This is a genomic window from Arthrobacter sp. SDTb3-6 (genome assembly GCF_013376095.1).
GTDB lineage: Bacteria > Actinomycetota > Actinomycetes > Actinomycetales > Micrococcaceae > Specibacter.
The window spans coordinates 1-22,469 of the sequence record NZ_JAAMFN010000027.1 but is presented as its reverse complement, the minus strand read 5'-3'; the positions used below and the strand labels follow the sequence as shown (position 1 = coordinate 22,469).

Genomic DNA, 22,469 nt, shown 5'->3' with positions numbered 1-22,469 from the left:
ATGCTGGGATCGTGACCAAAACCACAAGAACGTCCCGCAGCCCCCAGTCCACCACGTCTGCAGCCCGCGGCTCGTCGTCCGCCAGTGCCCCGGCGTCCGGCGCGGCCGCCGGCAGCCCGCCTGCCGGTGAGCGCATCAAGACGCTGGTCATCCTGGGCGCCTCGGGCGACCTGACGGGCAGGCTGTTGTTGCCCGGCGTCGCCCGTCTCATCGCCTCGGGGCGCGCGCCCGGCATCACGCTGGTGGGTGCCGGCAGCGACGACTGGGACGCCTCGAAGTGGCAGGACCGGCTCTCGGACAGCTTTGCCGACGCCCTGGCACCGGGCGGCGAGTCCACCGCGGCCGGCATCAAGGAGCTGAAAAGCGTCCAGAAGGACAGCCGCTACGAGCAGGTGGACGTGACCGCCAAGGGTGCACTGGGGGAACTGCTGGCCACGGTGGAAGGCCCCGTGGCACTCTACTTCGCCCTGCCGCCGGCCATCAGCCAGGAGGCCTGCAAGGTCTTGAAGAAAAAGGACCTGCCGGCCGGAACCCGGCTGGTGATGGAAAAGCCGTTCGGCTCCAGCGCCGAATCCGCCCATGCGCTTAACGCCACGTTGGCGCGGCTGGTCCCCGAGGACCACATCCACCGCGTGGACCACTTCCTGGGCAAGTCCACGGTGCTGAACATCATGGGGCTGCGCTTTGCCAACCGGCTGCTGGAACCGCTGTGGAACGGCGTGCACATTGAAAAGGTGGAGATCATCTTCGACGAGGACCTGACCCTGGAAAACCGGGCCCGGTACTACGACCACGCCGGGGCGGGCAAGGACATGATCCAAAGCCACCTCCTGCAGATCATGGCCATCATGGCCATGGAGCCGCCGGCCACACTGGGCGAACAGGATGTCCGCTCCGCCATAGCCGCGGTGCTGCGCGCCAGCACCATCGGCAACTCCTACAAGCCGGATCTGGCCGACTCCACCCGGCGCGCCCGCTACACGGCAGGCTCCATCGGCAGGCGGAAAGTGCCCGACTATGTGGCCGAGGACGGCGTGGACCCGGCAAACGAGACGGAGACGCTGGCCGAAGTGGAGGTTTACGTCAACAACTGGCGCTGGGCCGGCGTGCCGTTTGTGCTGCGCTCCGGGAAGGCCCTGGGCCGGGCGCGCAAGGAGGCCGTGGTGACGTACAAGCCGGTCCCGCACCTGCCGCTGGGCTTCACCGGCACCGACTCCCCCACCCGCCTCCACGTCGGATTCGGGCCGGAAACACTGACGCTGGACCTGGACGTCAACGGCCCGGGCGACCTCTTCACGCTGGACCGCGTGCAGCTGGAAACGGAACTGGCTAGCGATCCGCTGCTGCCCTACGGTGAAGTCCTTGAAGGCGTGCTCAGCGGAGACCCGCTGCTGTCCGTCCGCGGCGACACTGCCGAGGACTGCTGGCGGATCGTGGAGCCGGCATTCGCTGCGTGGAAGGCAGGCAAGGTGCCCATGGAGGAATATGCCGCCGGTTCCAACGGACCTGCGGACTGGACCACCAGCAACGACTGAGCGCCGGCAACGACCAAGGACCCTGGCGCGCCACAAACGACGCCGGCACCCGGGTGGGGTTCACTGCCCACCCGGGTGCCGGCGGCGTCCGTGGAATGACTTCAGATCGCGGCCACCCCGCGTTCGCCGGTGCGGACGCGGACGGCTTCAAAGACCTCCACCATCCATACCTTGCCGTCGCCGGCCGTTCCGGTGTTGGAACTGGCCACGATGATGTCCATCAGGTCCCAGGCGCGTTCGTCGGAGGTGAGGACCTCGATGCGGATCTTCTCGTGCAGGTCCACCGTGTATTCGGCGCCGCGGTAGACCTCGGTGTGCCCGCGCTGGCGGCCGTAGCCGTGCGCGCCGCTGACGGTCAGCCCCTGGACGCCGTAGCTTTCCAGGCCGCTGCGGACCTCGTCGAGCTGTTCGGGCCGGATGATGGCGGTGATCAGTTTCATGCGTCAACCTTTGACTGAATGCGGGCGGGGGCTGCGTGCTGCTGCAGGGCGGGGTTCCCGTGCAGGGGGTGGAAGCTGCCGGCGATGTGGCTGCCGAAGTCATAGGCCGATTCTGCGTGGACCGAGATGTCGATGCCGGCAGCCTCGTGGGCGGCAGAGATGCGGAAGCCCATGGTCTTGTTGATGATCCAGCCGATGATGAACGCCAGGACGAAGGAGTACAGGAAGACGGAGAACGCCCCGACCGCCTGCTTGCCGAGCAGTTCCAGCCCGCCGCCGTAAAACAGGCCGTGGCCGGCGGACGGCGCGTTGGGGTCTGCGGCCAGCCCGATGAACAAGGTGCCGATGATGCCACCGACCAGGTGGACACCGACGACGTCGAGCGAGTCGTCAAAGCCGAGGCGGAACTTCAGGCCCACGGCCATGGCGCAGACGACGCCGGCCAGCAGTCCCAGGACCATGGCCCATACGGGGGTGACGGCGGCGCAGGCCGGGGTGATGGCGACCAGGCCGGCGACGGCGCCCGAGGCGGCACCCAGGGAGGTGGCGTGTCCGTCGCGCAGCCTTTCCACCAGCAGCCAGCCAAGCGTGGCGGCACAGGGGGCGGCGAGCGTGTTGATCCAGGCATAGCCGGCGATTCCGTTGGCGCCGAGGGCGGAGCCGGCATTGAAGCCGAACCAGCCGAACCAGAGCAGGCCGGCGCCCAGCATCACGAACGGCATGTTGTGGGGGCGGTGGCCCGGGTCCTTGCCGAAGCCCTTGCGCTTGCCCAGGATCAGGCACAGTGCCAGGGCAGCGGCACCGGCGTTGATGTGGACGGCGGTCCCGCCGGCAAAGTCGATGACGCCCAGTCCCTGGCCCAGCCAGCCACCGGTCTTGGCGCCGCCCGGGCCGGTGTTGAAGTCAAACACCCAGTGCGCCACCGGGAAGTACACCACGGTCACCCAGATGGCGGCGAACACCATCCAGGCACCGAACTTGGCGCGGTCCGCAATGGCGCCGCTGATGAGGGCCACGGTGATGATGGCGAACACGGCCTGGAAGCCGACGAACGCAAGTTCCGGAATGGTGCCGACCAGCGGCATGGCCTTGCCGGTGTCAAGGACGCCCTGCAGTCCCAGCTTGGCGAACGGGTTGCCCAGAAGGCCGCCGCCCACGTCGTTCCCGAACGCCGCCGAGTAGCCGAACAGGATCCACAGGACCCCGACGACGGCGATGGCTCCGAAGCTCATCATCATCATGTTCAGCACGCCCTTGGCACGGGTCATGCCGCCGTAGAAGAAGGCCAGGCCGGGTGTCATCAGCAGCACCAGGGCTGCGGAGACAAGGACCCAGGCGGTATCTCCGGTGTTCATGTTTACGGCCTTTCGTTGCAAGAAGTGCTGCCGCCGCCATCCAAGGGGCTGTGCAATCTGGACACTTACAACTCTCCCGTGGGCATGTTTCACCCGCGCGCGGCAAAGATTGCCGTGATGTTACAAAAAGCGGCGCCAGGTTAATTCCTGGCGCCGCTTATGTTTCCGGCACGTTACGGGCGCCGGCGGCCCTGCCTTGCGAATGGCCCTAGGACAGCAGCGCGTCCACGAAGCCCTCGGCCTCAAACGGCGCGAGGTCGTCCGCACCTTCGCCCAGGCCCACCAGCTTGACCGGCACGCCAAGCGTCTTTTGGATGGCCACCACAATGCCGCCCTTCGCCGTGCCGTCCAGCTTGGTCAGCACAATGCCGGTGATGTTCACCACCTCGGCAAACACCTTCGCCTGAGTCAGTCCGTTCTGCCCGGTGGTGGCGTCCAGGACCAGCAGGACCTCGTCCACGGTGGCCTGCTTTTCGATGACGCGCTTGACCTTGCCCAGCTCATCCATCAGGCCCACCTTGTTCTGCAGGCGCCCGGCGGTGTCCACCATGACCACATCGACTTCCTGCTCGATGCCGGCCTTTACCGCTTCAAAGGCGACGGAGGCAGGGTCCGCGCCATCGACGTCGGACTTCACGGTGGGCACGCCCACGCGCGCGCCCCAGGTTGCCAGCTGCTCGGCGGCCGCGGCGCGGAAGGTGTCGGCCGCGCCCAGCAGCACGTCCTTCTCCTCGGCCACGAGCACGCGGGCCAGCTTGCCCACCGTGGTGGTCTTGCCGACGCCGTTGACGCCGACCACCATGAGCACGGCCGGGCGCCCGTCGTGGCGGGCGATGTTCAGGCTGCGGTCCATGGCGGGGTCCACGAGCTTGATGAGTTCCTCGCGCAGCATGGCCTGGACATGGTCGGCGCTGCGGGTGCCCAGGACCTTGACACGCGCGCGCAGCGTGTCCACGAGTTCCATGGTGGAATTGGTGCCGATGTCCGCCAGCAGCAGCGTCTCCTCAACCTCGTCCCACACGTTGTCGTCGATGGTGTCCCGCGAGAGCAGCGCCAGCAGGCCCTTGCCCAACGCGTTGTTCGACTTCGACAGCCGGGCCCGCAGCCGGACCAGGCGCCCCTCGGCGGGGAGCGGCGTTTCCAGCGCCGGGGCTTCCGTTGCCACCTCCGCCGTCTGCAACTCCGACGCCGGGGCTTGGCCTTCGGGGCGCTCCTCCACCAGGGTGCCGGGGCCTTGGGATGCACCCCCGGCCTGTCCTTCCGCCGGTTCCACGGGTGCGGGATCGTTGGCGTCGCGCGGGCCCGTGTAGTTTTGTGTGTTCTTCCGGACCTTCAAGAAGACAGGGACAAGGCCGCCGATAATCGCAAGCCCAATGACGATGTACAGGATGATGGCAAGAGTTTCGTTCACCGTCCAAGTCTCTCACGGGGCCCGGAATCCCCGGCCTGGACCCGGCCGCCCCGCGGCTGTGGCAAACTCGATGCTGATGTCCATGCCCAGCCCCGCCCCCGAAACCGTCGATCCGCCCGCCGTGAAGCTTCCGCGCGAGATCAAGGTCCTGGTCGCCGCCGCGTTCCTCATTGCCATCGGCTTCGGGATCGTGGCGCCGGTGCTGCCGCAATTCGCGCAAAGTTTCCACGTCAGCGTGGGGGCGGCCGCCGTGGTGGTCAGCGTATTCGCGTTCACCCGGCTGGTGTTTGCCCCGCTCAGCGGCGTCCTCGTGGAACGGCTCGGTGAACGCCGCACCTACATCCTGGGGATCCTGATCGTGGCCGCGTCCTCCGCGGCCTGCGCGTTTGCGCAGAACTACTGGCAGCTGCTGTTGTTCCGCGGCTTGGGCGGGATCGGTTCCACGATGTTCACGGTCTCCGCCATGGGACTGCTGATCCGCCTCGCTCCCCCGCAGGCCCGCGGCAAGGTCTCCAGCCTGTATGCCGGCTCGTTCCTGCTCGGCAACATCACGGGCCCGGCGGCCGGAGGGCTGCTCGCCGGATTTGGCCTGCAGCTGCCGTTCCTGGTGTACGCCGGGGCGCTGGTCCTGGTGGCGCTCCTGGTCGCCACCCAGTTGCCGGCCGCCGCCCCGGGGAAGGAAGCGGCGCGCCCCGCCGCCAGGGCCGGTGCCCGCGTTGGGGAGCCGGCCTGGACGACGTCGGACGGCGACGCCGCGGCACCGGGCACGCTGCCGGGGCCGGGGAGGCAGGAGCCGGCCCCGGGGAGGCAGGAGCCGCTCCTGCTGCGCACAGCCCTGGGAGTCCCGGCGTACCGGGCCGTGCTGGCCTCGAGCTTCGCGAACGGGTGGTCGGCATTTGGGATCCGCATGGCGCTGGTGCCGCTGTTCGCCACGGCAGCGCTGGGCGCGGGGCCGGAGGTGGCCGGGATCTCGCTGGCCGTCTTCGCGATCGGCACCGGGATTGCGCTGATGTTTTCCGGCAGGCTGGCCGACACCTGGGGACGCAAGCCGATGATCCTGCTCGGCCTGCTCGTCAACGGCCTGGGCATGGGCGTGCTGGGATTCACCGGCGGCGTGTTCTGGTTCTTCGCCATCTCCCTCGTGGCCGGGCTGGGCAGCGGGCTCATGGGCCCGGCCCAGCAGGCCACCGTGGCGGATGTGATTGGCAATGAACGCTCCGGCGGCAAGGTGCTGGCCACGTTCCAGATGTGCTCGGACTTCGGCGCCATCATCGGCCCCATCGCCGCCGGCTACCTGGTGGACCTGTTCTCCTACGGCGTCGCGTTCTTGATGGCAACGGCGGTGGCCCTGGTGGCCGTGGTGTTCTGGCTGCCCGCCGCGGAAACGCAGCGCTGACCCGCCCGCCCGGGTCTGTGTTGCCGTTTTTGGCCGGAAAGGGTCAGGCCCCGGCCGGGGCCCGGTCCAGGCGCTGGCTGATGACGGTCGAGACGCCGTCCCCGCGCATGGAGACGCCGTAGAGGGCGTCCGCCACCTCCATGGTGCGCTTTTGGTGCGTGATGATGATCAGCTGGCTGGATTCGCGCAGCTCCTCGAAGATGGTGATGAGCCGGCCCAGGTTGGTGTCGTCCAGGGCGGCCTCCACCTCATCCATGACGTAGAAGGGCGAGGGCCGCGCCTTGAAAATGGCCACGAGCAGCGCCACGGCCGTCAGCGACCTCTCACCGCCGGACAGCAGCGAGAGGCGCTTGATCTTCTTGCCGGCCGGCCGGGCCTCCACCTCGATCCCGGTGGTCAGCATGTCCGACGGGTCCGTCAGCACCAGCCGGCCCTCGCCGCCGGGGAACAGCCGGCCAAAGACGCGCTCAAACTGCACGGCCGTGTCCGCATAGGCGGCGCTGAACACCTCCTCGACCCGCTGGTCCACTTCCTTGATGATGTCCATCAGGTCCTTGCGGCTGGACTTCAGGTCCTCCAGCTGCGTGGACAGGAACTGGTGGCGTTCCTCCAGGGCCGCAAATTCCTCCAGCGCCAGCGGGTTGACCTTGCCGAGCGCAGCCAGGTCCCGTTCGGCCCGCTTGAGCCGCTTTTCCTGCTCCGCACGCACAAAAGGCACGCCCTCGGGGATTTCCTCGCCCGAGTCGTCCACGGCCACGCGCAGCGCAGCCCACTTGTCCGTTGATTCCCCGGGCCCCGGCGGCACGGGCGTTTCCGGCCCGTACCCGGCCAGGAGGTGGTCAACGGTCAGGCCGAGCTCCTCGACGGCCTTGTTTTCCAGCGCTTCAATGCGCAGCCGCCGGGCGGCCCGGGCCAGCTCGTCACGATGGACGGAATCAGTCAGCTTGGCCAGTTCCACTTCCAGTTCCAGGGTGGAGGCGCGCACGGCCATCAGCTCCACCTCACGCTCTGCGCGCAGTTCCTCGGCCGCATCCCGTTCCTGCGCGGCCAGTTCAATGGAGGCCTCCACATGCGCCAGCACATGCTCCACGCCGGCCGCGACCGCAGCGGCCTTGCGGGCCTGGAAGCGGCGGCGGCGGGCCCGCTGGGCGGCCTGCTCGCGGGCGGCCCGTTCCGTCGCAGCAGCCCGTTCCAGCGCCGCGGCCCGGGAGCGGACGGCGTTTAGCTGTTCCTCGGTGGTGCGCAGTGCGAGCCGGGACTCCATCTCCACTGCCCGCGCCGCCGTGGCCTGCGCGGCCAGGGCGTCCCTGTCCTCCATGGAAGGGTCCGCCTCTTCCGGGGACTCCTGCGCCCGCGCCAGCCGTGCGGCAATTTCCGCGAGTGCGCCCTGCTCCTTCTCCAGGTTGGCGCCGGCCACGGACAGCGCCAGCTCGTGCCGCTCCGCCTCGCCCTCGGCCGAACGCAGCGTGGCGCCCAGCGAGCCGAGCCTTTCGGCGACGGCCGCCAGCCGGGCGTCGGATTCGTGCAGCGCAGCCAGCGCGTCGGACTCGGCCTGCGCCGCGGCGGCCCGCTGTGCCTTGGCGGCCACGAGGGCAAAGCGGGTCCGTTCCCCTTCGGCGGTGGCCTCCCGCAGCCTGGCGTCCGTCTCGTCGACGGCGGCCTGCAGTTCCAGCAGCGACGGCGCCGTGGCCGAGCCGCCCCGCACCGACAACGCGGCCAGCACGTCGCCGTCCGCTGTGACGGCGGTCAGGGCCGGAAACTTCTCCAGCACCGAGCGCGCCCCGGCCAGGTCCGGCACCAGCACCACCCCGTCCAGCAGGGTGTCCAGGACGGGGCCCAGTTCCGCCGGCCCGTCCACCTGCGCGCGTCCGACACCGGCCCCCGCCACGGCGGCCGCCGCGGCTGCCACTTCGTCCGCCAAGGCTGCCCCGGCGGTCCCGGCGGCCGTGCCGGTCCCGCCGGTCCCTTCGGCCACGAGCAAGGTGACGCGTCCGCCGTCGTCCGCCTTGATGCGCTCCAGCGCGGCAACGGCGGCATCCGCCGAGCCCACGGCCACGCCTTCGGCCGCCGCGCCGAGGGCAGCAGCGATGGCAGTCTCGTGGCCGGACGCCACCGTGAGCATCCCGGCGACGGCGCTGAGCACACCCGGCAGCCCGGCCTCGAGCAGCTGCGCCGAACCGTCCTTGCGCAGCAGCCCCACGGCCAGGGCCTCGCGGCGGGCGGTGAGTGAATCGCGTTCCCGCTCGGCGGCGCGCTGGGCAGCCGTCAGCTCCTCGATCTGTTCATCAATGTCCGCGAGCGCGGCGGCGGCCTCCTCGTAGTCGGCGTCGAGGCTTTCCTCGCCCTCTTCCACGCCGGCCACCTGCGACTCGAGCGCGGCAAACTCCCGCGCCGCTTCGCTGCGCCGTTCACTGCCGGCCGCCTTTCCCTGGTGCAGGCGGCCGATCTCGGCTTCGGCGGATTCCACCCGGGAGCGTGCGGCCGCTACCTGCCCGGCGAGCTTCGCCAGGCCCTCGCGCCGGTCGGCCGTGGCGCGCAGGAGCTCCCGGACGCGCTGTTCCTCGGCACGGACGGCGGACTCGACGTCTTCCTTGATTTCCATGGCCGTCTCCAGCCCGATCCGGCGCTCCTCCAGGGCCAGGTCCAGCTCCGCCTCTTCGGACCGCAGCCGCGCGGCCTGCCCGGCCAGCCGGTCGGGGTCGCGGCTGGGGTCCGGCGCGTCCTCGGCGGCGCCCAGGTGCCGGCGCCGTTCGGCCGCCAGCACGCCCAGCGACTTCAGCTTCTCGCGTGTGGCGGACAGCTGGTACCAGGTGTCGCGGGCGGTGTTGAGGACGGGCGTGGCGGCCGCCGACTCCTGTTCCAGCCCGGCCTGCCGGGTCCGCCCCGCGGTGAGCTGGGCCTCGACCTGTTCGCGGCGGGACTTGAGTGCCGCCTCGGCCGCCTCGTCGCGTTCGACGGCGGTGGTGAGGGTGGTGATGTCGTCGGCCAGCAGGCGGGCGCGGGCGTCGCGGACGTCAAACTGCACGGCCTGGGCGCGGCGGGCCACGGCGGCCTGCTTGCCCAGCGGGGTGAGCTGCCGGCGGATCTCCCCCGTGAGGTCGCTGAGTCGGGCCAGGTTTGCGGACATGGCGTCCAGCTTGCGCAGCGTCTTTTCCTTGCGCCGGCGGTGCTTGAGGATGCCGGCGGCCTCCTCAATGAAGCCGCGGCGGTCCTCCGCCGTGGCATGGAGCACCTTGTCCAGCTGGCCCTGGCCCACGATGACGTGCATCTCCTTGCCCAGGCCGGAATCGGAGAGCAGTTCCTGGATGTCCAGCAGCCGGCAGCCGGTGCCGTTGATGGCGTACTCGGAGCCGCCTGAGCGGAACAGGGTCCGCGAAATGGTGACCTCGGAATATTCGATCGGCAGGGCGCCGTCGGCGTTGTCGATGGTCAGGGCAACGTGGGCCCGGCCCAGCGGCGGGCGCCCTGCGGTCCCGGCGAAAATGACATCCTCCATTTTTCCGCCACGCAGCGTCTTGGCGCCCTGCTCGCCCATGACCCAGGCCAGGGCGTCCACCACGTTGGACTTCCCGGATCCGTTGGGGCCCACCACGGCCGTGACCCCCGGTTCAAAGTCAAAGGTGGTGGCCGAGGCGAAGGACTTGAATCCGCGCACGGTCAAACTTTTTAGATGCAAACTGTTTTCTACTCCTGCGCCGGGCCGGTTTCCACTAGCCAATCTACCGTGCCGCGGCACTTTGCTGCGGAAGTTTCCCACATGTATGCACCGCGGTGCATGTGCGTGAATCCGCCTTCAAGGTGCATAGTTAAGCGTGGGGCTTGACGCCGCGACGGGGACCAGGCCACGCGCATGCCCCGGCAGTGGACGCAAAAACCACCGGATTCAGTCCCCTGGGCACCGTACGCACACAGAAGAAAAAGGCTGGAATTTGATCGGCAACGCGACTTTTCACCACCACAACACCGCCTTACTCGCCGTCGCCAGTGTGGAGGCCCCGGTGGTGGTCAGTTCCTCCGACTTTGACGAACGCCTGGCCCCGAGCCTGAAGCGACTGCGCCTGTCCAAGCGGCTGTTGGAACGCGTGGCGGGAGTGGAAGAGCGCCGCTGGTGGGCCCCCGGCACCGCGTTTGACGACGCCGCGACCGAGGCAGGCGCCAAGGCCCTCGCCGAGGCGGGGGTTGAGGCGCGGGAGATCGGCCTGCTGATCAACACCTCCGTGACCCGGCGCAACCTGGAGCCGTCCGTGGCCGTGAAGATCCACAACGCGCTGGGCCTGCCGTCGTCGGCCCTGAACTTTGACCTCGCCAACGCCTGCCTGGGCTTCGTCAACGGCATCACCCTGGCCGCGAACATGATTGACTCCGGCCAGATCAAGTACGCGCTGATCGTGGCCGGCGAGGACGCCCAGGCCACCCAGGAGACCACTTTCCGCCGGTTGAACGCGGAAACGTCCACGCGCGAGGACTACCTGCGCGAGTTCGCCACCCTGACCCTGGGCTCCGGGGCCGCGGCCGCCGTCATCGGCCCGGCCGACGCCCATCCCGGCGGACACCGCATCCTCGGCGGCGTCTCCCGCGCCGGCACCGAACACCACGAGCTGTGCGTGGGCGGGCCCGACGGCATGTTCACCGACACCAAGGGGCTGCTGGACAACGGCCTGGAACTGGTCACCGACGCCTGGCACGAGGCACACGCCAACGGCTGGGACTGGCGCAAGATGGACCGCTACGTCACGCACCAGGTCTCCAACTCGTACACCAACGCCATCATCAGGGCCGTCAACCTGGTCCGCAGCCGGGTGCCCATCACGTTCCCGAAGTGGGGCAACGTGGGCCCGGCGTCCCTGCCCATGACGCTGGCACAGGAGGCCCAGACCCTTAGCCCGGGCGACCGCGTGCTCTGCATGGGCGTGGGTTCCGGACTCAACACCGCGATGATGGAGATTGCGTGGTAGCTGGGACCCTGCCCGCCTCCCCGGCTTCTGCCGGTGAGCCGTGGCCTGGTGTGCGTGCCTCCTGGCGCCGCAGCCTGTCCGTGCCTTCCACCGCCGCCGTGGACGCCCCCGGCACTTCGCGGCAGTGGCATTTCCTGGACAACGCCGCCGACGTCGCCGCGACCGGCGTTGAGCCCGCCGGCACGCTGCTGTGCGTCCACGGCAACCCCACCTGGTCCTACCTGTGGCGGACCCTGCTGGCCGGCGCCACCTCCCCCGCAACGCTGGCCGCCGGCGGGCCGTGGCGCGTCATCGCCGTGGACCAGCTGGACATGGGCTTCTCCGAACGCACCGGCACCTTCCGCCGCCTCGGGGACCGCATCACCGACCTCTCCGACTTCACCGCGGCCCTGGGCCTGTCAGGCCCCGTGGTCACGGTGGGGCACGACTGGGGCGGCGTCATCTCCCTGGGCTGGGCCGTCCGCCACCGGGAACAGCTGGCCGGCGTGGTGTTGACCAACACCGCCGTCCACCCCGCGGGGTTCTCCCTGCCGCCGGCGCTGAAACTGGCCCTTCACCCGGCCGTCCACCAGTGGGGCACGACGACGTCGGCCGCCTTTTTGCGGGTCACGCACGGGCTCGCGCAGCCCGCCCTGGCCCCGGCCGTCCGGGACGCGTTCATGGCCCCCTACCGCACGGCGCCGCGCCGCGCCGGCGTGGGCAATTTCGTGGCGGACATCCCCGCTTCCCCGTCCCATCCGTCCTGGCCCGCCTTGGAGGAGGTCTCCTCGGGCATCCGCACCCTGGGCGTTCCCGCCCTCATGATGTGGGGTCCCAAGGACCCGGTGTTCTCTGACCGGTACCTGCGCGACCTGCTCGAGCGCATGCCGCAGGCGGACGTGCACCGCTTCGAGGGTGCCGGCCACCTGGTCCAGGAGGACCGCGACACCGCCACCCCCGCCTTCGGCTGGCTGGCCAAGAACGTCGCCGGCGGGCGGGCAGCGGGCCCCGCCGGCCGGGCACCTTCGACCGGCCTGACGCCCACGGGTGCAACGGCCCCTGCCGGCGCGTCAAGGCCCGATGACGGCGCGCCGTTCCGCCCCATGCTCGCCGGGCTGGACGCCCGCCGGGACGACACCGCCGTGGCCATCGTCGACATGGTGCCCGGCGGCAGCGCCCCCTCGACGGCCTCAAGCTCCCCGGCACCGCAGACCCGTTCCGTGTCCTGGGCGGAACTGGCCCGCGATGTTGACGACCTGGCCTCGGGCCTGGCCGACCTCGGTGTGCGCCGCGGCAATCGCGTGAGCCTGCTGGTACCGCCGGGCATCACGCTGACCACCTTGATTTATGCCTGCCTCCGGCTCGGTGCCGTGATTGTGGTGGCCGACGCCGGCCTCGGCACGAAGGGCATGGGCCGCGCCATCAAGGGTGCCGGCCCGGACTTTCTGGTCGGGATCGAACGCGCCCTCACCGGTGCCCGGATCTACAACTGGCCCGGCGTGAAGATCAGCGCAGCGGACTTCGCCCCGTCGGCCGATGCTGCCAAGCGCCGGCTGCTCAACGTCGCGGCCACTGTCCCCCAGCTGCTGGCCAACGGACGCGTCCTGCGCCTGGCGGGCTCGGCACCGGCGTTCCCGGCGGTCAACCCGGATGACGACGCCGCGGTGCTCTTCACCTCCGGCTCCACCGGCCCCGCCAAGGGCGTGGTGTACACGCACCGCCGGCTGGCCGCGATGCGGGACACCCTCAAGGCCACGTACAGGCTGGAGGCGGGCACGGCACTCGTGGCCGGATTCGCCCCCTTCGCGCTGCTGGGCCCCGCCTTGGGCGCCACCTCCGTCACCCCGGACATGGACGTCACCGCCCCGCGCACGCTCACGGCGACGGCACTGGCAGATGCCGCGGCGGCCATCAACGCGACCGCCGTCTTTGCCTCGCCGGCCGCCCTGGTCAACGTCGTGGCGACCGCCGCGCAGCTGACGGCAGCCCACAGAACGGCACTGGCCGGCGTCGACCTGGTCCTTTCGGCGGGCGCGCCGCTGGGCGTGCCGCTGCTGGCCCAGGTCCAGAACCTCGCCCCGAACGCCGTGCTCCACACTCCCTACGGCATGACCGAGGCGCTGCCCGTGACGGACATCAGCCTGGCCGGAATCCGCGCGGCGGGGCCCGGCAACGGCGTCTGCGTCGGCGTGCCCGTCAGCGGCGCCGCGGTGGCCATTGCGCCCGTCAACCCGGACGGCAGTGTGGACCCGGTCCCCACCACTGATGCGGGGGTCACCGGGGAAATCCTGGTCCGCGCCCCGCATGCCAAGGAGCGCTACGACAGGCTGTGGATCACGCAGGAGCTGAGCACATCCATCCCGGGCTGGCACCGCAGCGGCGACGTGGGACACCTCGATGCCGAGGGACGGCTCTGGGTTGAGGGCCGCATGGCGCACCTGCTGACCATGGCCGGCGGCGTCCGCACGCCCGTGGCCGGTGAACTCGCCGCGGAGCAGGTGCCGGGTGTGGCCCGGGCCGCCGTGGTCGGCGTGGGACCGGCCGGTGCACAAGTTGCCGTGGCAGTCGTGGAGACCGACCCTGCCGTGAAGCGGTCCGGGCTGGCGGCGGCAGGGCTCGCCGCCCAGCTGCGTGCCGCTGCTGCCGGCACCGGGCTGGAATTGTCCGCCGTCCTGGCCATCAAGGCCCTGCCCACGGACATCCGCCACAACTCGAAGATCGACCGGACGGCCCTGGCGGCATGGGCCGCGCGCATCCTGGCCGGGGAAAAGGCCGGACGCCCGTGACCCGGGTCTTGGTGACCGGCACCAGCGGCCTGCTGGGACGGGCTGTGGCCCGGCTTTTGCACGAGCGCGGCTACACCGTGCGAACGCTGCAGCGCAGCGCCGTGCATGATCCGTGGGAATCCGTCCAGGGTTCGGTGGCGGACCCGGACGTTGCCGCCCGCGCGGTGGCCGGCGCAGATGCCGTGGTCCATTTGGCGGCGAAGGTGTCCTTCACAGGCCAATGGGCCGACTTCGTGGCCACAAACATCGTGGGCACCCGCCAGCTCCTCGCCGCCGCGCAACACGCCGGTGTGCGCGACTTTGTGTTCGTCTCCTCCCCGTCGGTGGCACACTTCGGGTCCTCCATTGTGGGCGCCGGCGCCGGGACCGCGGACCCGTCACGGGCGCGCGGCTTCTACGCCCGGTCCAAGGCAGCTGCCGAAGGGCTGGCCCTGGCGGCCGACTCCCCCACCTTCAGGGTCACGGCCATCCGCCCTCACATCGTGTGGGGCCCCGGCGACACCCAGCTGGTGGAACGCGTGGTGGCGCGGGCCCGGGCCGGCCGGCTTCCCCTGCTCGACGGCGGACGCGCCTTGATCGACACCACGTATGTGGACAACGCCGCCGAAGCCATCGTGCGCGGGCTCGAACGCATGGACCACGCCCACGGCCAGGCCCTGGTGGTGACCAACGGCGAGCCGCGGCCGGTGGGCGAACTGATCGCCGGCATTTGCGCCGCCGCAGGGGTGCCGGAACCGGCCGTTTCCGTGCCGGGCTGGCTGGCCCGCGGCGCCGGATCGATGATCGAGAAGGCGTGGACGGCGGCCGGCACGCGCGGCTGGGTCCGTGACGAGCCGCCCATGACCCGCTTCCTTGCCGAACAGCTCTCCACGGCGCACTGGTTCGACCAGCGGCACACCCGCCAGGTCCTGGACTGGACGCCGTCCGTTTCCCTCGACGAAGGCCTCGCCAGGCTGGCCGAGCACTACCGCACCCGCCCCTGACCGGGCCGGCCCTTGCCGGGACAGGAACTACTTCAGCCCACCGTTCGCTGACAGCCGGGCGTTGCGCGGCTTCGGCTGGCAGCTGGGGCAACTGTAGGAGGACCGGTTCATGAACGCCTCCCGCCGGATCCTGGTGGACAGGCCCATGGCCGCACACCGGGGGCACGGCCGGCCCTCGCGCCCGTAGGCGTTCAGCGAGCGGGAGAAGTAGCCGGAGGCCCCGTTGACATTGACGTACAGCGAGTCGAAGCTGGTGCCTCCGGCGTCCAGGGCCCTGGACATGACATCGCGGGCGGCGTGGACAATCCGTTCCGTGTCCGGGCGGCGCATCGTGTCGGTGGGGCGCGCATAGTGCATCCTGGCGGCCCACAAGGCCTCGTCCGCGTAGATGTTGCCAATGCCGGAGACCGCGCCCTGGTCCAGCAGCGCGCGCTTCAGCCCGGTTTTCCGGGCCCGCAGCTTTCGGTGCAGGGCCTCGAGGTCGAAGTCCGGGTCCAGCGGGTCGCGGCCGATGTGGGCGGCCTCGCTGGGGATCAGCGCCCAGCCGCCGGACGCCATGCCGCATCCTCCCGGCAGCCCGTCGGCAGTGGGGACCAGGGACGTGACGAACAGCCCGCCAAAGATCCGCTGGTCTATGAAGCGCAGCTCTTCCGGTGCATCGACGCGGGCCGAAAATGACATCCGGACCTTCAGGTGTTTCTCATGGGGCTGTTCCGGGGACTCCACCAGCAACTGCCCGCTCATGCCCAGGTGCGCCACGAGTGCGGTGTGGGGCGCATTGCCCTGCGGCGCATCGTCCAACGGCATCCACAGGAACTTGCCGCGGCGCACCACGTCCAGCACGGTGGCACCCACGAGGTTTCCGGCGAAGTCCTCGACGCCGAGGGCGTGTCGGCGGATGGAGCGGGGATCGGGCACCGAGACACCCGTGATGGTCCGCCCCGCAATCCACCGTTCCAGGCCGCGGCGGACAACCTCGACTTCAGGCAGCTCGGGCATTTAGTCCGCGGCAGACGCGGATGCGCCGGGGGTCCCGGCGTCGTGCGTGGACGTGGGGCGCCCGGCAGAAAAACGTTCCTGGAGCGCCTTCCAGCCGGCGGCGGCGGCGGCACGCTCGGCTTCCTTCTTGGACGGGCCCGCCCCGGTGCCGACGTGCTCCCCGCCGATGAGCAGGCGGGCAGAGAACGAACGGTTGTGGTCGGGGCCGGTGCCGGTGATGTCGTAGACGATGCTGCCAAGGTGCCGGGCGGCGGATATTTCCTGGATGTTGGTTTTCCAGTCGGTGCCGGCCCCCAGGACATCGGAGTCGGCCAGCAGCGGGCCCACCAGGCGCATGACGAGCTGGCGGGCGGCCTCGATGCCGTTCGTGAGGTAGGTCGCGCCGATGAGGGCTTCCATGGTGTCGGCCAGGATCGAGGCCTTGTTGCGGCCCTTCGTGAGGCGTTCGCCCTGGCCCAGGTAGATGAATTCGCCCACGCCCAGGGACCGGGCAATCGAGGCGAGGGCACGGGTGGAGACCACGGCCGAGCGGCGCTTGGCCAGCTCGCCTTCAGGCAGCGAGGGGTTGTCGCGGTACAGGGCGTCGGTGACGGAGAAGCCCAGGATGGAATCCCCCAGGAATTCCATGCGTTCGTTGGTGGGAATGCCGCCGTTTTCGTACGCGTAGGAACGGTGTGTCAGGGCAAGACGAAGCGTCCCGGCATCAATGGTGACACCGAGACGCTTCAACAGCAGTTTGTGCCCGTCCTCGAGCTTCGGGGGTTCCGTAACCGAGGACATGAGCAGCTCCTGCAAAACTATTTAGTGGTCGAACGGCCGGTTGGCCGCACGGACGTCTTAGACGTCGGCAACCTTGCGGCCCTTGTATTCCAGGAACAGGGCGGTGCCGGCGGAGTCGGTGACGACCTTGGCCTGGTGCGGCAGGCTGTAGACAACCTGGCCGTTTTCGATGGTCTTGACCAGGTTCGGCGCGGTGGCCTTCCACTGGGAACGGCGTGCACGGGTATTGGCACGGGACATCTTCCGCTTGGGAACAGCCACGGCAAACTCTTTTCTCTCGATAAGCCCCAGGCACGTGCCTGCAGCTAAAAACTTGATTTTGCTAGTTTTCTTCGCCGGTTAAGCCCTGTAGGGCGGCCCACCGAGGATCCAGGATCTCGTGGTGGTGCCCCGGCTCATCCGCAAGGCGTATTCCACATTCGGAACACAGGCCCTCGCAGTCTTCCCGGCACACCGGCTGGAACGGCAGGGCGGTTACCACTGCGTCCCGCAACACCGGTTCAAGATCGATGGAATCGTGCTCGACCCAACGTTGCGTGTCTTCGTCTTCATCAAGGCCCGCGGGCGGTTCCTCGTAGAAGAAAAGTTCTTGCACATTGACTTGGAGGTCTTCCGTGAAGTTCTCCAGGCACCGGGAGCATTCGCCGGTCAGTTCGACCAGTACGCTGCCCGACACCAGAATTCCTTCATGGACGGCCTCAAATCGGAGTTCCAGATCCAGGTCGGTTCCGGGCGTCACACCAATGAGCGGGGTGCCAAAATCCTCTGGCACGGGAATATGTTCGTTGAAAGTCCGCATGCTGCCCGGGCTTCGCCCAAGCTCCCTGACACCAATGGTGAGGGGCGTGCCGTGGTTGGACTTGCTGCCCAACGTGCCTGCGCTAATGAGAACTCCTGAATGAACATACGACCGACGCACCATCCTATCCCGAATAGTCCCGGGCTTCAAAATGGGTGCCTACCAAAGCCGTTTTCGGCCGTAGCCAGTCTACGCCAGCGCACGGTGGGGAGTCGAACCGCCCATGGGCGCGCCGCCGGTGATGTGGCTCTCATGGGGGGCGACGGCGGCTACTGCCGTGTGCGCGGGTCCACGATCCGCATCGCAACGTCGACGAGCAGGTTGGCCAGCACCAAGGCGGCCGACGCCACCACCAGAATGGCAATCTCGAGCGGGAAGGAGAAGAAGACGCGCTTCGGGTTCCCGGCCAGCCACAGCAGGTAGCCGATTCCCGGCAGGTTGAACAGCGCCTCCACCACCAGCCCGCCCGAGACCAGCAGCGGCAGCGAGACGCCCAGGAACGTCAGGATCGGAATCATGGCATTGCGCATCAGGTGCTTACGGACCAGCCGGAAGGGCCCGCAGCCCTTGGAACGGGCCACCACCAGGTAGTCGAGGGAGACCTGGTCCAGCACAGAGGAACGCACGTACCGCGAGAGGCGGCCAATCAGCGGCAGCGCAAGCGTCACGATGGGCAGCACCATCGAGTTGAAGTGGCCCAGGACGGCACCGAAGGTTTCGCCGGGCGGGGCCTGCGGGGGAAACAGGGGAACATCGAAGCTGAACCAGTTGGCGAGCAACGGGGCGGTCAGTATCAACGGCGCGCTGAAAAAGAGGAATTCAACGCCGGTCAGCGCATGGTCCACCACTCCCCCATGGTTCAGCCCCTGGATGATCCCCAGTGGAATCGCTACCACAAACGAGACCAGCATGGCGCCGGCCACGAGCACCACGGTGATCGGCAGGGCCTGGGCCAGGACCGTGGCAATCGGCTCATTGAACCGAGGGTAGTAGCCGAAGTTCCCGGTGGCCCACTGCCGCAGGATCCGCAGGTACTGCAGGATGCCCGGCTCGGCATTGAGTGCGGCCACTTGCTCCGGGGTGTCCGAGAAGCCGGGAATCACGGTGCTGCCATGGCCGGGCGTGAGCCGGTAAAAGAAAAAGATGAAGGCCGTGACCAGCACCAGCGTGGTGACGGCCCGCGCCACCAGGCGCGCCATGAAATGGACCATGAATGCCCCTGCCACTTGCCCGGACGCCGGCTGTGTGGTGCCCGCCGTGCGCACCGCAGCAGCCTCAGCCGCCCCTGCATCCAGCCTAGTCCGCCGCCGTGGTGCCGGCTCGACGGCGGACGCCGGCTGGCGCCGCCCCGGGACGTGCCGCCCCAGGACGTGCCGCCCCAGGACGCTGCGGCGGGGCTACGCGCCCGGCGGGACCACCGGCGTCGGGCGGGTGTCCGGGCCGACGTCACCCTGGAGGCGGCGCAATACGGCGCGGGGCACAAAGTCTGAAACGTCCCCGCCGAGGGTGTGGACTTCCTTGATGAGCGTTGACGAGAGGTGCAGGTAGCGGCTGTCGCCGGGCAGGAACACGGTTTCAACGCCGGAGAGCTGGCGGTTCATGGTGGCCATGGGCAGCTCGTAGTCAAAGTCGGAGGAGGACCGCAGCCCCTTCACGATCGCGACGGCGCCGCGCGCATGGCAGTAGTCGGAGAGCAGCCCCTCACCCATCGGCTCCACCACAATGCCGGAGAGCGCTGAAAACGTGGTCCGGGCCATGTCAAGGCGTTCGTTCAGTGAGAACCGGTACTTCTTGGCATAGTTGGTCGACACCGCCACAATCACCTCGTCGAAGAGTGCTGTGGCCCGGGCAATGACTTCAATGTGCCCCTTGTGGATCGGATCAAACGATCCGGGGCATACGGCGCGCTGCATACGCCGAATCTATCCGATGAAGGCTGTCCCCACGTGCTGTTTTGCCACATGTCGGCCCTATTACGTCCCCTACCGGCCGGTATGCCCCGTGCCTGGTCCGGCCGGGAGCGGAGCGGCCCGCCCCGGTCCCGGGTAACGTATTCAAGGAGTACACCACCCCGCAGCAGCGGCGCGGGTCCCGGCAGCAAGGAGCAGCAATGAGCACGCCATGGCAGCGCACCGCGGTAGGCGCCAACCTGTTGGGCCCGGACGGCTCGCTGGCCGTGACCATCTTCGAGGAGATCACCACGTTGGCCACCCGGCACGGGGCCATCAACCTGGGCCAGGGCTTCCCGGACGAGGACGGGCCGGCCGAGCTGGGCCGCATCGCACGGGATGCCATCCGCAACGGCAACAACCAATACGCGCCGGGCAAGGGCATCCCGGCACTGCGCGCCGCCGTCGCCGAACACCAGGAGCGCTTTTACGGCCTCGCCCCGGATCCGGAAACGGAGGTCGTCATCACCACGGGGGCCACGGAAGCCATCGCCTCGGCCGTCCTGGCGCTGACCGGTCCCGGTGACGAAGTCCTCACCTTCGAACCGTTCTACGATTCCTACGGCGCCATGATCGGCCTCAGCGGCGCCAGGCACACCACCGCGGCACTGCTGGCCCCGGACTTCATGCCGGACCTTGCCACGCTCGAAAACAGCTTCAGCCCACGCACCAAGATGGTCATCGTCAACAACCCGCACAACCCCACCGGTGCCGTGTTCCCGGAGGCCGTGCTGGCCGAAGTGGTGCGCCTCGCCATCAAGTACGACGCCGTCATCCTGACCGACGAGGTCTACGAGCACCTGACGTTTGGTCCCCGGCACATACCCGTGGCGACGCTGCCCGGTGCAGCGGAGCGCACGCTGACCATTTCCTCGGCCGGCAAGACGTTTTCCTTCACCGGCTGGAAAATCGGCTGGATGTCCGGCCCCGCGGAGCTGGTGGCCGCGGCCCGCACGGTCAAGCAGTTCCTGACCTATTCCTCGGGGACGCCGTTCCAAACCGCCATCGCCGCGGGACTGCGCATGGATGCCGGCTTCTTCACGGAGGCTGCCGCCACGCTGCAACGCAAGCGGGACATCCTCAGCGAGGGCCTGCGCGCCGCCGGCCTGGACGTGCTCACCCCGCAGGGCACCTACTTCATCAATGCCGACACGGCGGCCCTCGGCATCACCGACGCCACGGCCCTGGCCCGCCGCCTCCCGGAACTGATCGGGGTGGCGGCCATTCCCGTCCCGGTCTTCTGCCACCCCGACGGCGCCCGCCGCACCCGCTCGCTGCTGCGGTTCGCGTTCTGCAAGAAGGAAGGACTGCTGGAGCAGGCCGCCGGACGCCTCGCCACGCTGAGGGACCGGCTGTAGTGGCCCCGGCCAGCCGATACCTGCGCCCCAGCGGCGTCCACGCCACGATCAGCCCGGATCCCTGGCATGCCGACGCCTTTGTGCTCAGCATCGACCACGCCGAACAGTCCCAGGTCAACCTGGCGCACCCGGAGGATGTCTTTTACGAGTACCTGCGCCGGATCGCGAACGCGGTGGACCTGGTCAGGCCGCCCGGCGAGCCGGTGGCGGCCCTGCACCTGGGTGCCGGGGCGTTGACGCTGGCCCGCTACATCCAGGCCACGCGGCCCGGGTCGGTCCAGCATGCGGTGGAACGGGAGCGCGGACTGCTCGACTTTGTGCTCGAGCACCTGCCGCTGCCGGCCGGGACGTTCCTCACCAGCCACGTGGGCGACGCCCGCGAAGCGCTCGGCGGGCTGCCGGCGGGACTAAGGTTCGACGTCGTCATCCTGGACATCTTCAGCGGTCCGGACGCGCCGGCGCACCTGGCGTGCACGGATTTCTACCGGGAGGCGGCAGGCGTGCTTGCCCCCGGCGGCGTGCTGGCCGTCAATGTGGGCGACGAGCCCGGGTTCACGCTGGTGCGCAGCCAGGCCCGGGCGCTGCGGGAGGCCATGCCCGGTGCCGCGGCGTACGGCACCACCAGCTTGTTCACCCGCCGCTACCCGGGCAACATCATCCTGCTGGGCCGTGATGGCGGCTGGCCTGCGGAATGGTCGCAGGCACTCGTGGCGGCCGGCCCGCATCCGGCCACCGTGCTCAGCGGCGTGGAGCTGGACGAACTCGCCGGATGACGGGTGCCGGTCCGGCCCCTGATTTTGGCACGCCCATCACGGGCGGGCCGGTTCAGACGTCTTCGCGCAGGACCTCGGGCAGCTGCTCCACGTAGACGGTCTGGGGCGGTTCAAAGTACATGACGAGGACGCGCTCCCCTACGGGGTACACGCTGGACTCGTCGTAGGGGTGGGCGTGGAACGCCGTGGTGCCGCCATGGAACGCAACCATGACCTCGCCCACCGTTCCCGGCCCCACCACTCCCGAGACGCGGCCCACCCGCCCCGTCAGGCTCCTGTCCATGTCCCTACGGTTGGGGCGGCTGGCTGCCATCGCCGTTGCCTTTCCTCAGCGGGCCGGCGCCCTTCTTCAGTGATTCGGTCAGGGCGGGCAGGTAGCCGCCCACCTGCGCCAGGATCCCGCCCACCATCTCGTTGACGCCGTCGCCGCCGTTGAGCACGGTCAGCTGGCCCACGTGGCCAAACGGTTCGGCTGCTGCGGCGACAATGGAGGGCATGTTTTCGGCCAGCTGCTGCGCGATGACGGCTTCCTGGTTGGTGCCGAGGGCTTCGGCGCGGGCCTTGATGCCATCGGCCTCGGCCAGCGCCTTGGCCTTGACGGCCGACGCCGCAGCCTCCCCGCGTGCCTTCGTCGCCGCGGCTTCGGCCTCGCCGGTGATCTTCGTTGCCCCCGCCATGGCTGCGGCGGCCGTGGCGTTGGCCTGCGCCTCCACTTCCGTCTTCCGCGCCCGTGCCTCGGCGGCGCTGATGTCCGCGGCCTTCTGCGCTTCGGCCTCGGTCCGCTGGGCATAGGCCCGGGCGTCGGCGGGCTTGCGGACGGTGGTCTGCAGCTTCTGCTCTTCGCGGTCTGCCTCCAGCTTGGCCACCTGGGTCTCCTGCACCACCACCTGCTGCCGCGCCGTCGCCTCCGCCAGCGGGCCGGCCTGTGCCGCGTTGGCCCGGGCCCGCTCGGCGTTGGCCTGGGCGGCAGA

The 22,469-nt window shown here is 69.5% G+C and carries 19 protein-coding genes; 7 read left to right on the top strand and 12 right to left on the bottom strand.

Annotated elements, in window-relative coordinates; genetic code table 11:
• Positions 1-134 precede the first annotated feature (134 nt).
• The gene (locus tag G6035_RS13415) at positions 135-1,535 is read left to right on the top strand and encodes a glucose-6-phosphate dehydrogenase (protein WP_176617634.1); all 1,401 of its coding nucleotides are present in this window, start codon (positions 135-137) and stop codon (positions 1,533-1,535) included.
• 101 nt (positions 1,536-1,636) lie between these two features.
• On the opposite strand, the gene G6035_RS13410 is transcribed toward G6035_RS13415, so the two are convergent.
• The 3 genes from G6035_RS13410 to ftsY form a co-directional block, all read right to left on the bottom strand.
• Positions 1,637-1,975: a P-II family nitrogen regulator gene (locus G6035_RS13410; protein ID WP_176617602.1), complete on the bottom strand. Its 339-nt coding sequence runs from the start codon at positions 1,973-1,975 to the stop codon at positions 1,637-1,639.
• Complete coding sequence (locus G6035_RS13405) at positions 1,972-3,330, bottom strand: ammonium transporter (protein WP_176617601.1); 1,359 nt, start codon at positions 3,328-3,330, stop codon at positions 1,972-1,974. The genes G6035_RS13410 and G6035_RS13405 overlap by 4 nt, the downstream gene beginning before the upstream one ends.
• 208 nt (positions 3,331-3,538) lie before the next feature.
• Positions 3,539-4,741 carry a signal recognition particle-docking protein FtsY gene (gene ftsY / locus G6035_RS13400; protein ID WP_176617600.1) on the bottom strand — a complete coding sequence of 401 codons (1,203 nt, stop codon included), beginning with the start codon at positions 4,739-4,741 and terminating at the stop codon, positions 3,539-3,541.
• A 70-nt stretch (positions 4,742-4,811) separates the two neighbouring features.
• Here ftsY and G6035_RS13395 point away from each other — a divergent pair, with 70 nt between their 5' ends.
• Complete coding sequence (locus G6035_RS13395) at positions 4,812-6,137, top strand: MFS transporter (RefSeq protein WP_176617599.1); 1,326 nt, start codon at positions 4,812-4,814, stop codon at positions 6,135-6,137.
• Between the two features lie 43 nt (positions 6,138-6,180).
• Here the strand turns inward: G6035_RS13395 and smc are convergent, their stop codons facing one another.
• Positions 6,181-9,813 carry a chromosome segregation protein SMC gene (gene smc, locus G6035_RS13390; protein ID WP_176617598.1) on the bottom strand — a complete coding sequence of 1,211 codons (3,633 nt, stop codon included), beginning with the start codon at positions 9,811-9,813 and terminating at the stop codon, positions 6,181-6,183.
• Positions 9,814-10,066: 253 nt separating this feature from the next.
• Here smc and G6035_RS13385 point away from each other — a divergent pair, with 253 nt between their 5' ends.
• From G6035_RS13385 to G6035_RS13375, 3 genes are read left to right on the top strand one after another with little or no spacing between them, the layout of a single operon-like run.
• On the top strand, positions 10,067-11,092 hold the full coding sequence (locus G6035_RS13385) for a 3-oxoacyl-ACP synthase III (protein WP_176617597.1): 1,026 nt from the start codon (positions 10,067-10,069) through the stop codon (positions 11,090-11,092).
• Positions 11,086-13,857, top strand: a complete 2,772-nt coding sequence (locus G6035_RS13380; RefSeq protein ID WP_371131014.1) for an alpha/beta fold hydrolase — start codon at positions 11,086-11,088, stop codon at positions 13,855-13,857. The genes G6035_RS13385 and G6035_RS13380 overlap by 7 nt, the downstream gene beginning before the upstream one ends.
• Positions 13,854-14,840: an NAD-dependent epimerase/dehydratase family protein gene (locus G6035_RS13375; RefSeq protein ID WP_371131013.1), complete on the top strand. Its 987-nt coding sequence runs from the start codon at positions 13,854-13,856 to the stop codon at positions 14,838-14,840. The genes G6035_RS13380 and G6035_RS13375 overlap by 4 nt, the downstream gene beginning before the upstream one ends.
• A gap of 27 nt (positions 14,841-14,867) precedes the next feature.
• Here G6035_RS13375 and mutM read toward each other — a convergent pair whose 3' ends face one another.
• The 6 genes from mutM to coaD all read right to left on the bottom strand — a co-directional run bounded on the left by mutM (position 14,868) and on the right by coaD (position 19,331).
• Positions 14,868-15,839, bottom strand: a complete 972-nt coding sequence (gene mutM, locus G6035_RS13370) for a bifunctional DNA-formamidopyrimidine glycosylase/DNA-(apurinic or apyrimidinic site) lyase (RefSeq protein ID WP_176617595.1) — start codon at positions 15,837-15,839, stop codon at positions 14,868-14,870.
• Complete coding sequence (gene rnc, locus G6035_RS13365) at positions 15,840-16,619, bottom strand: ribonuclease III (RefSeq protein WP_176617594.1); 780 nt, start codon at positions 16,617-16,619, stop codon at positions 15,840-15,842.
• A gap of 57 nt (positions 16,620-16,676) precedes the next feature.
• The gene (gene rpmF, locus G6035_RS13360; RefSeq protein ID WP_113718495.1) at positions 16,677-16,880 is read right to left on the bottom strand and encodes a 50S ribosomal protein L32; all 204 of its coding nucleotides are present in this window, start codon (positions 16,878-16,880) and stop codon (positions 16,677-16,679) included.
• Between the two features lie 61 nt (positions 16,881-16,941).
• Positions 16,942-17,418 carry a DUF177 domain-containing protein gene (locus G6035_RS13355; protein WP_256127981.1) on the bottom strand — a complete coding sequence of 159 codons (477 nt, stop codon included), beginning with the start codon at positions 17,416-17,418 and terminating at the stop codon, positions 16,942-16,944.
• A 269-nt stretch (positions 17,419-17,687) separates the two neighbouring features.
• On the bottom strand, positions 17,688-18,629 hold the full coding sequence (locus tag G6035_RS13350) for an ABC transporter permease (RefSeq protein WP_176617593.1): 942 nt from the start codon (positions 18,627-18,629) through the stop codon (positions 17,688-17,690).
• A 186-nt stretch (positions 18,630-18,815) separates the two neighbouring features.
• Positions 18,816-19,331, bottom strand: coding sequence for a pantetheine-phosphate adenylyltransferase (gene coaD / locus G6035_RS13345; protein ID WP_176617592.1), 516 nt, complete (start codon positions 19,329-19,331; stop codon positions 18,816-18,818).
• 197 nt (positions 19,332-19,528) lie between these two features.
• On the opposite strand from coaD, the gene G6035_RS13340 reads away from it, so the two are divergent.
• Positions 19,529-20,725, top strand: coding sequence for an aminotransferase class I/II-fold pyridoxal phosphate-dependent enzyme (locus tag G6035_RS13340; RefSeq protein ID WP_176617591.1), 1,197 nt, complete (start codon positions 19,529-19,531; stop codon positions 20,723-20,725).
• Positions 20,725-21,498 (top strand): fused MFS/spermidine synthase, encoded by a 774-nt coding sequence (locus G6035_RS13335; RefSeq protein WP_176617590.1) that lies wholly within the window; start codon positions 20,725-20,727, stop codon positions 21,496-21,498. The genes G6035_RS13340 and G6035_RS13335 overlap by 1 nt, the downstream gene beginning before the upstream one ends.
• Positions 21,499-21,550: 52 nt before the next feature.
• Here G6035_RS13335 and G6035_RS13330 read toward each other — a convergent pair whose 3' ends face one another.
• The gene (locus tag G6035_RS13330; protein ID WP_256127978.1) at positions 21,551-21,781 is read right to left on the bottom strand and encodes a hypothetical protein; all 231 of its coding nucleotides are present in this window, start codon (positions 21,779-21,781) and stop codon (positions 21,551-21,553) included.
• A 4-nt stretch (positions 21,782-21,785) separates the two neighbouring features.
• Positions 21,786-22,469: flotillin domain-containing protein (locus tag G6035_RS13325; protein WP_305144528.1), on the bottom strand; the 684-nt coding region annotated here is incomplete at its 5' end.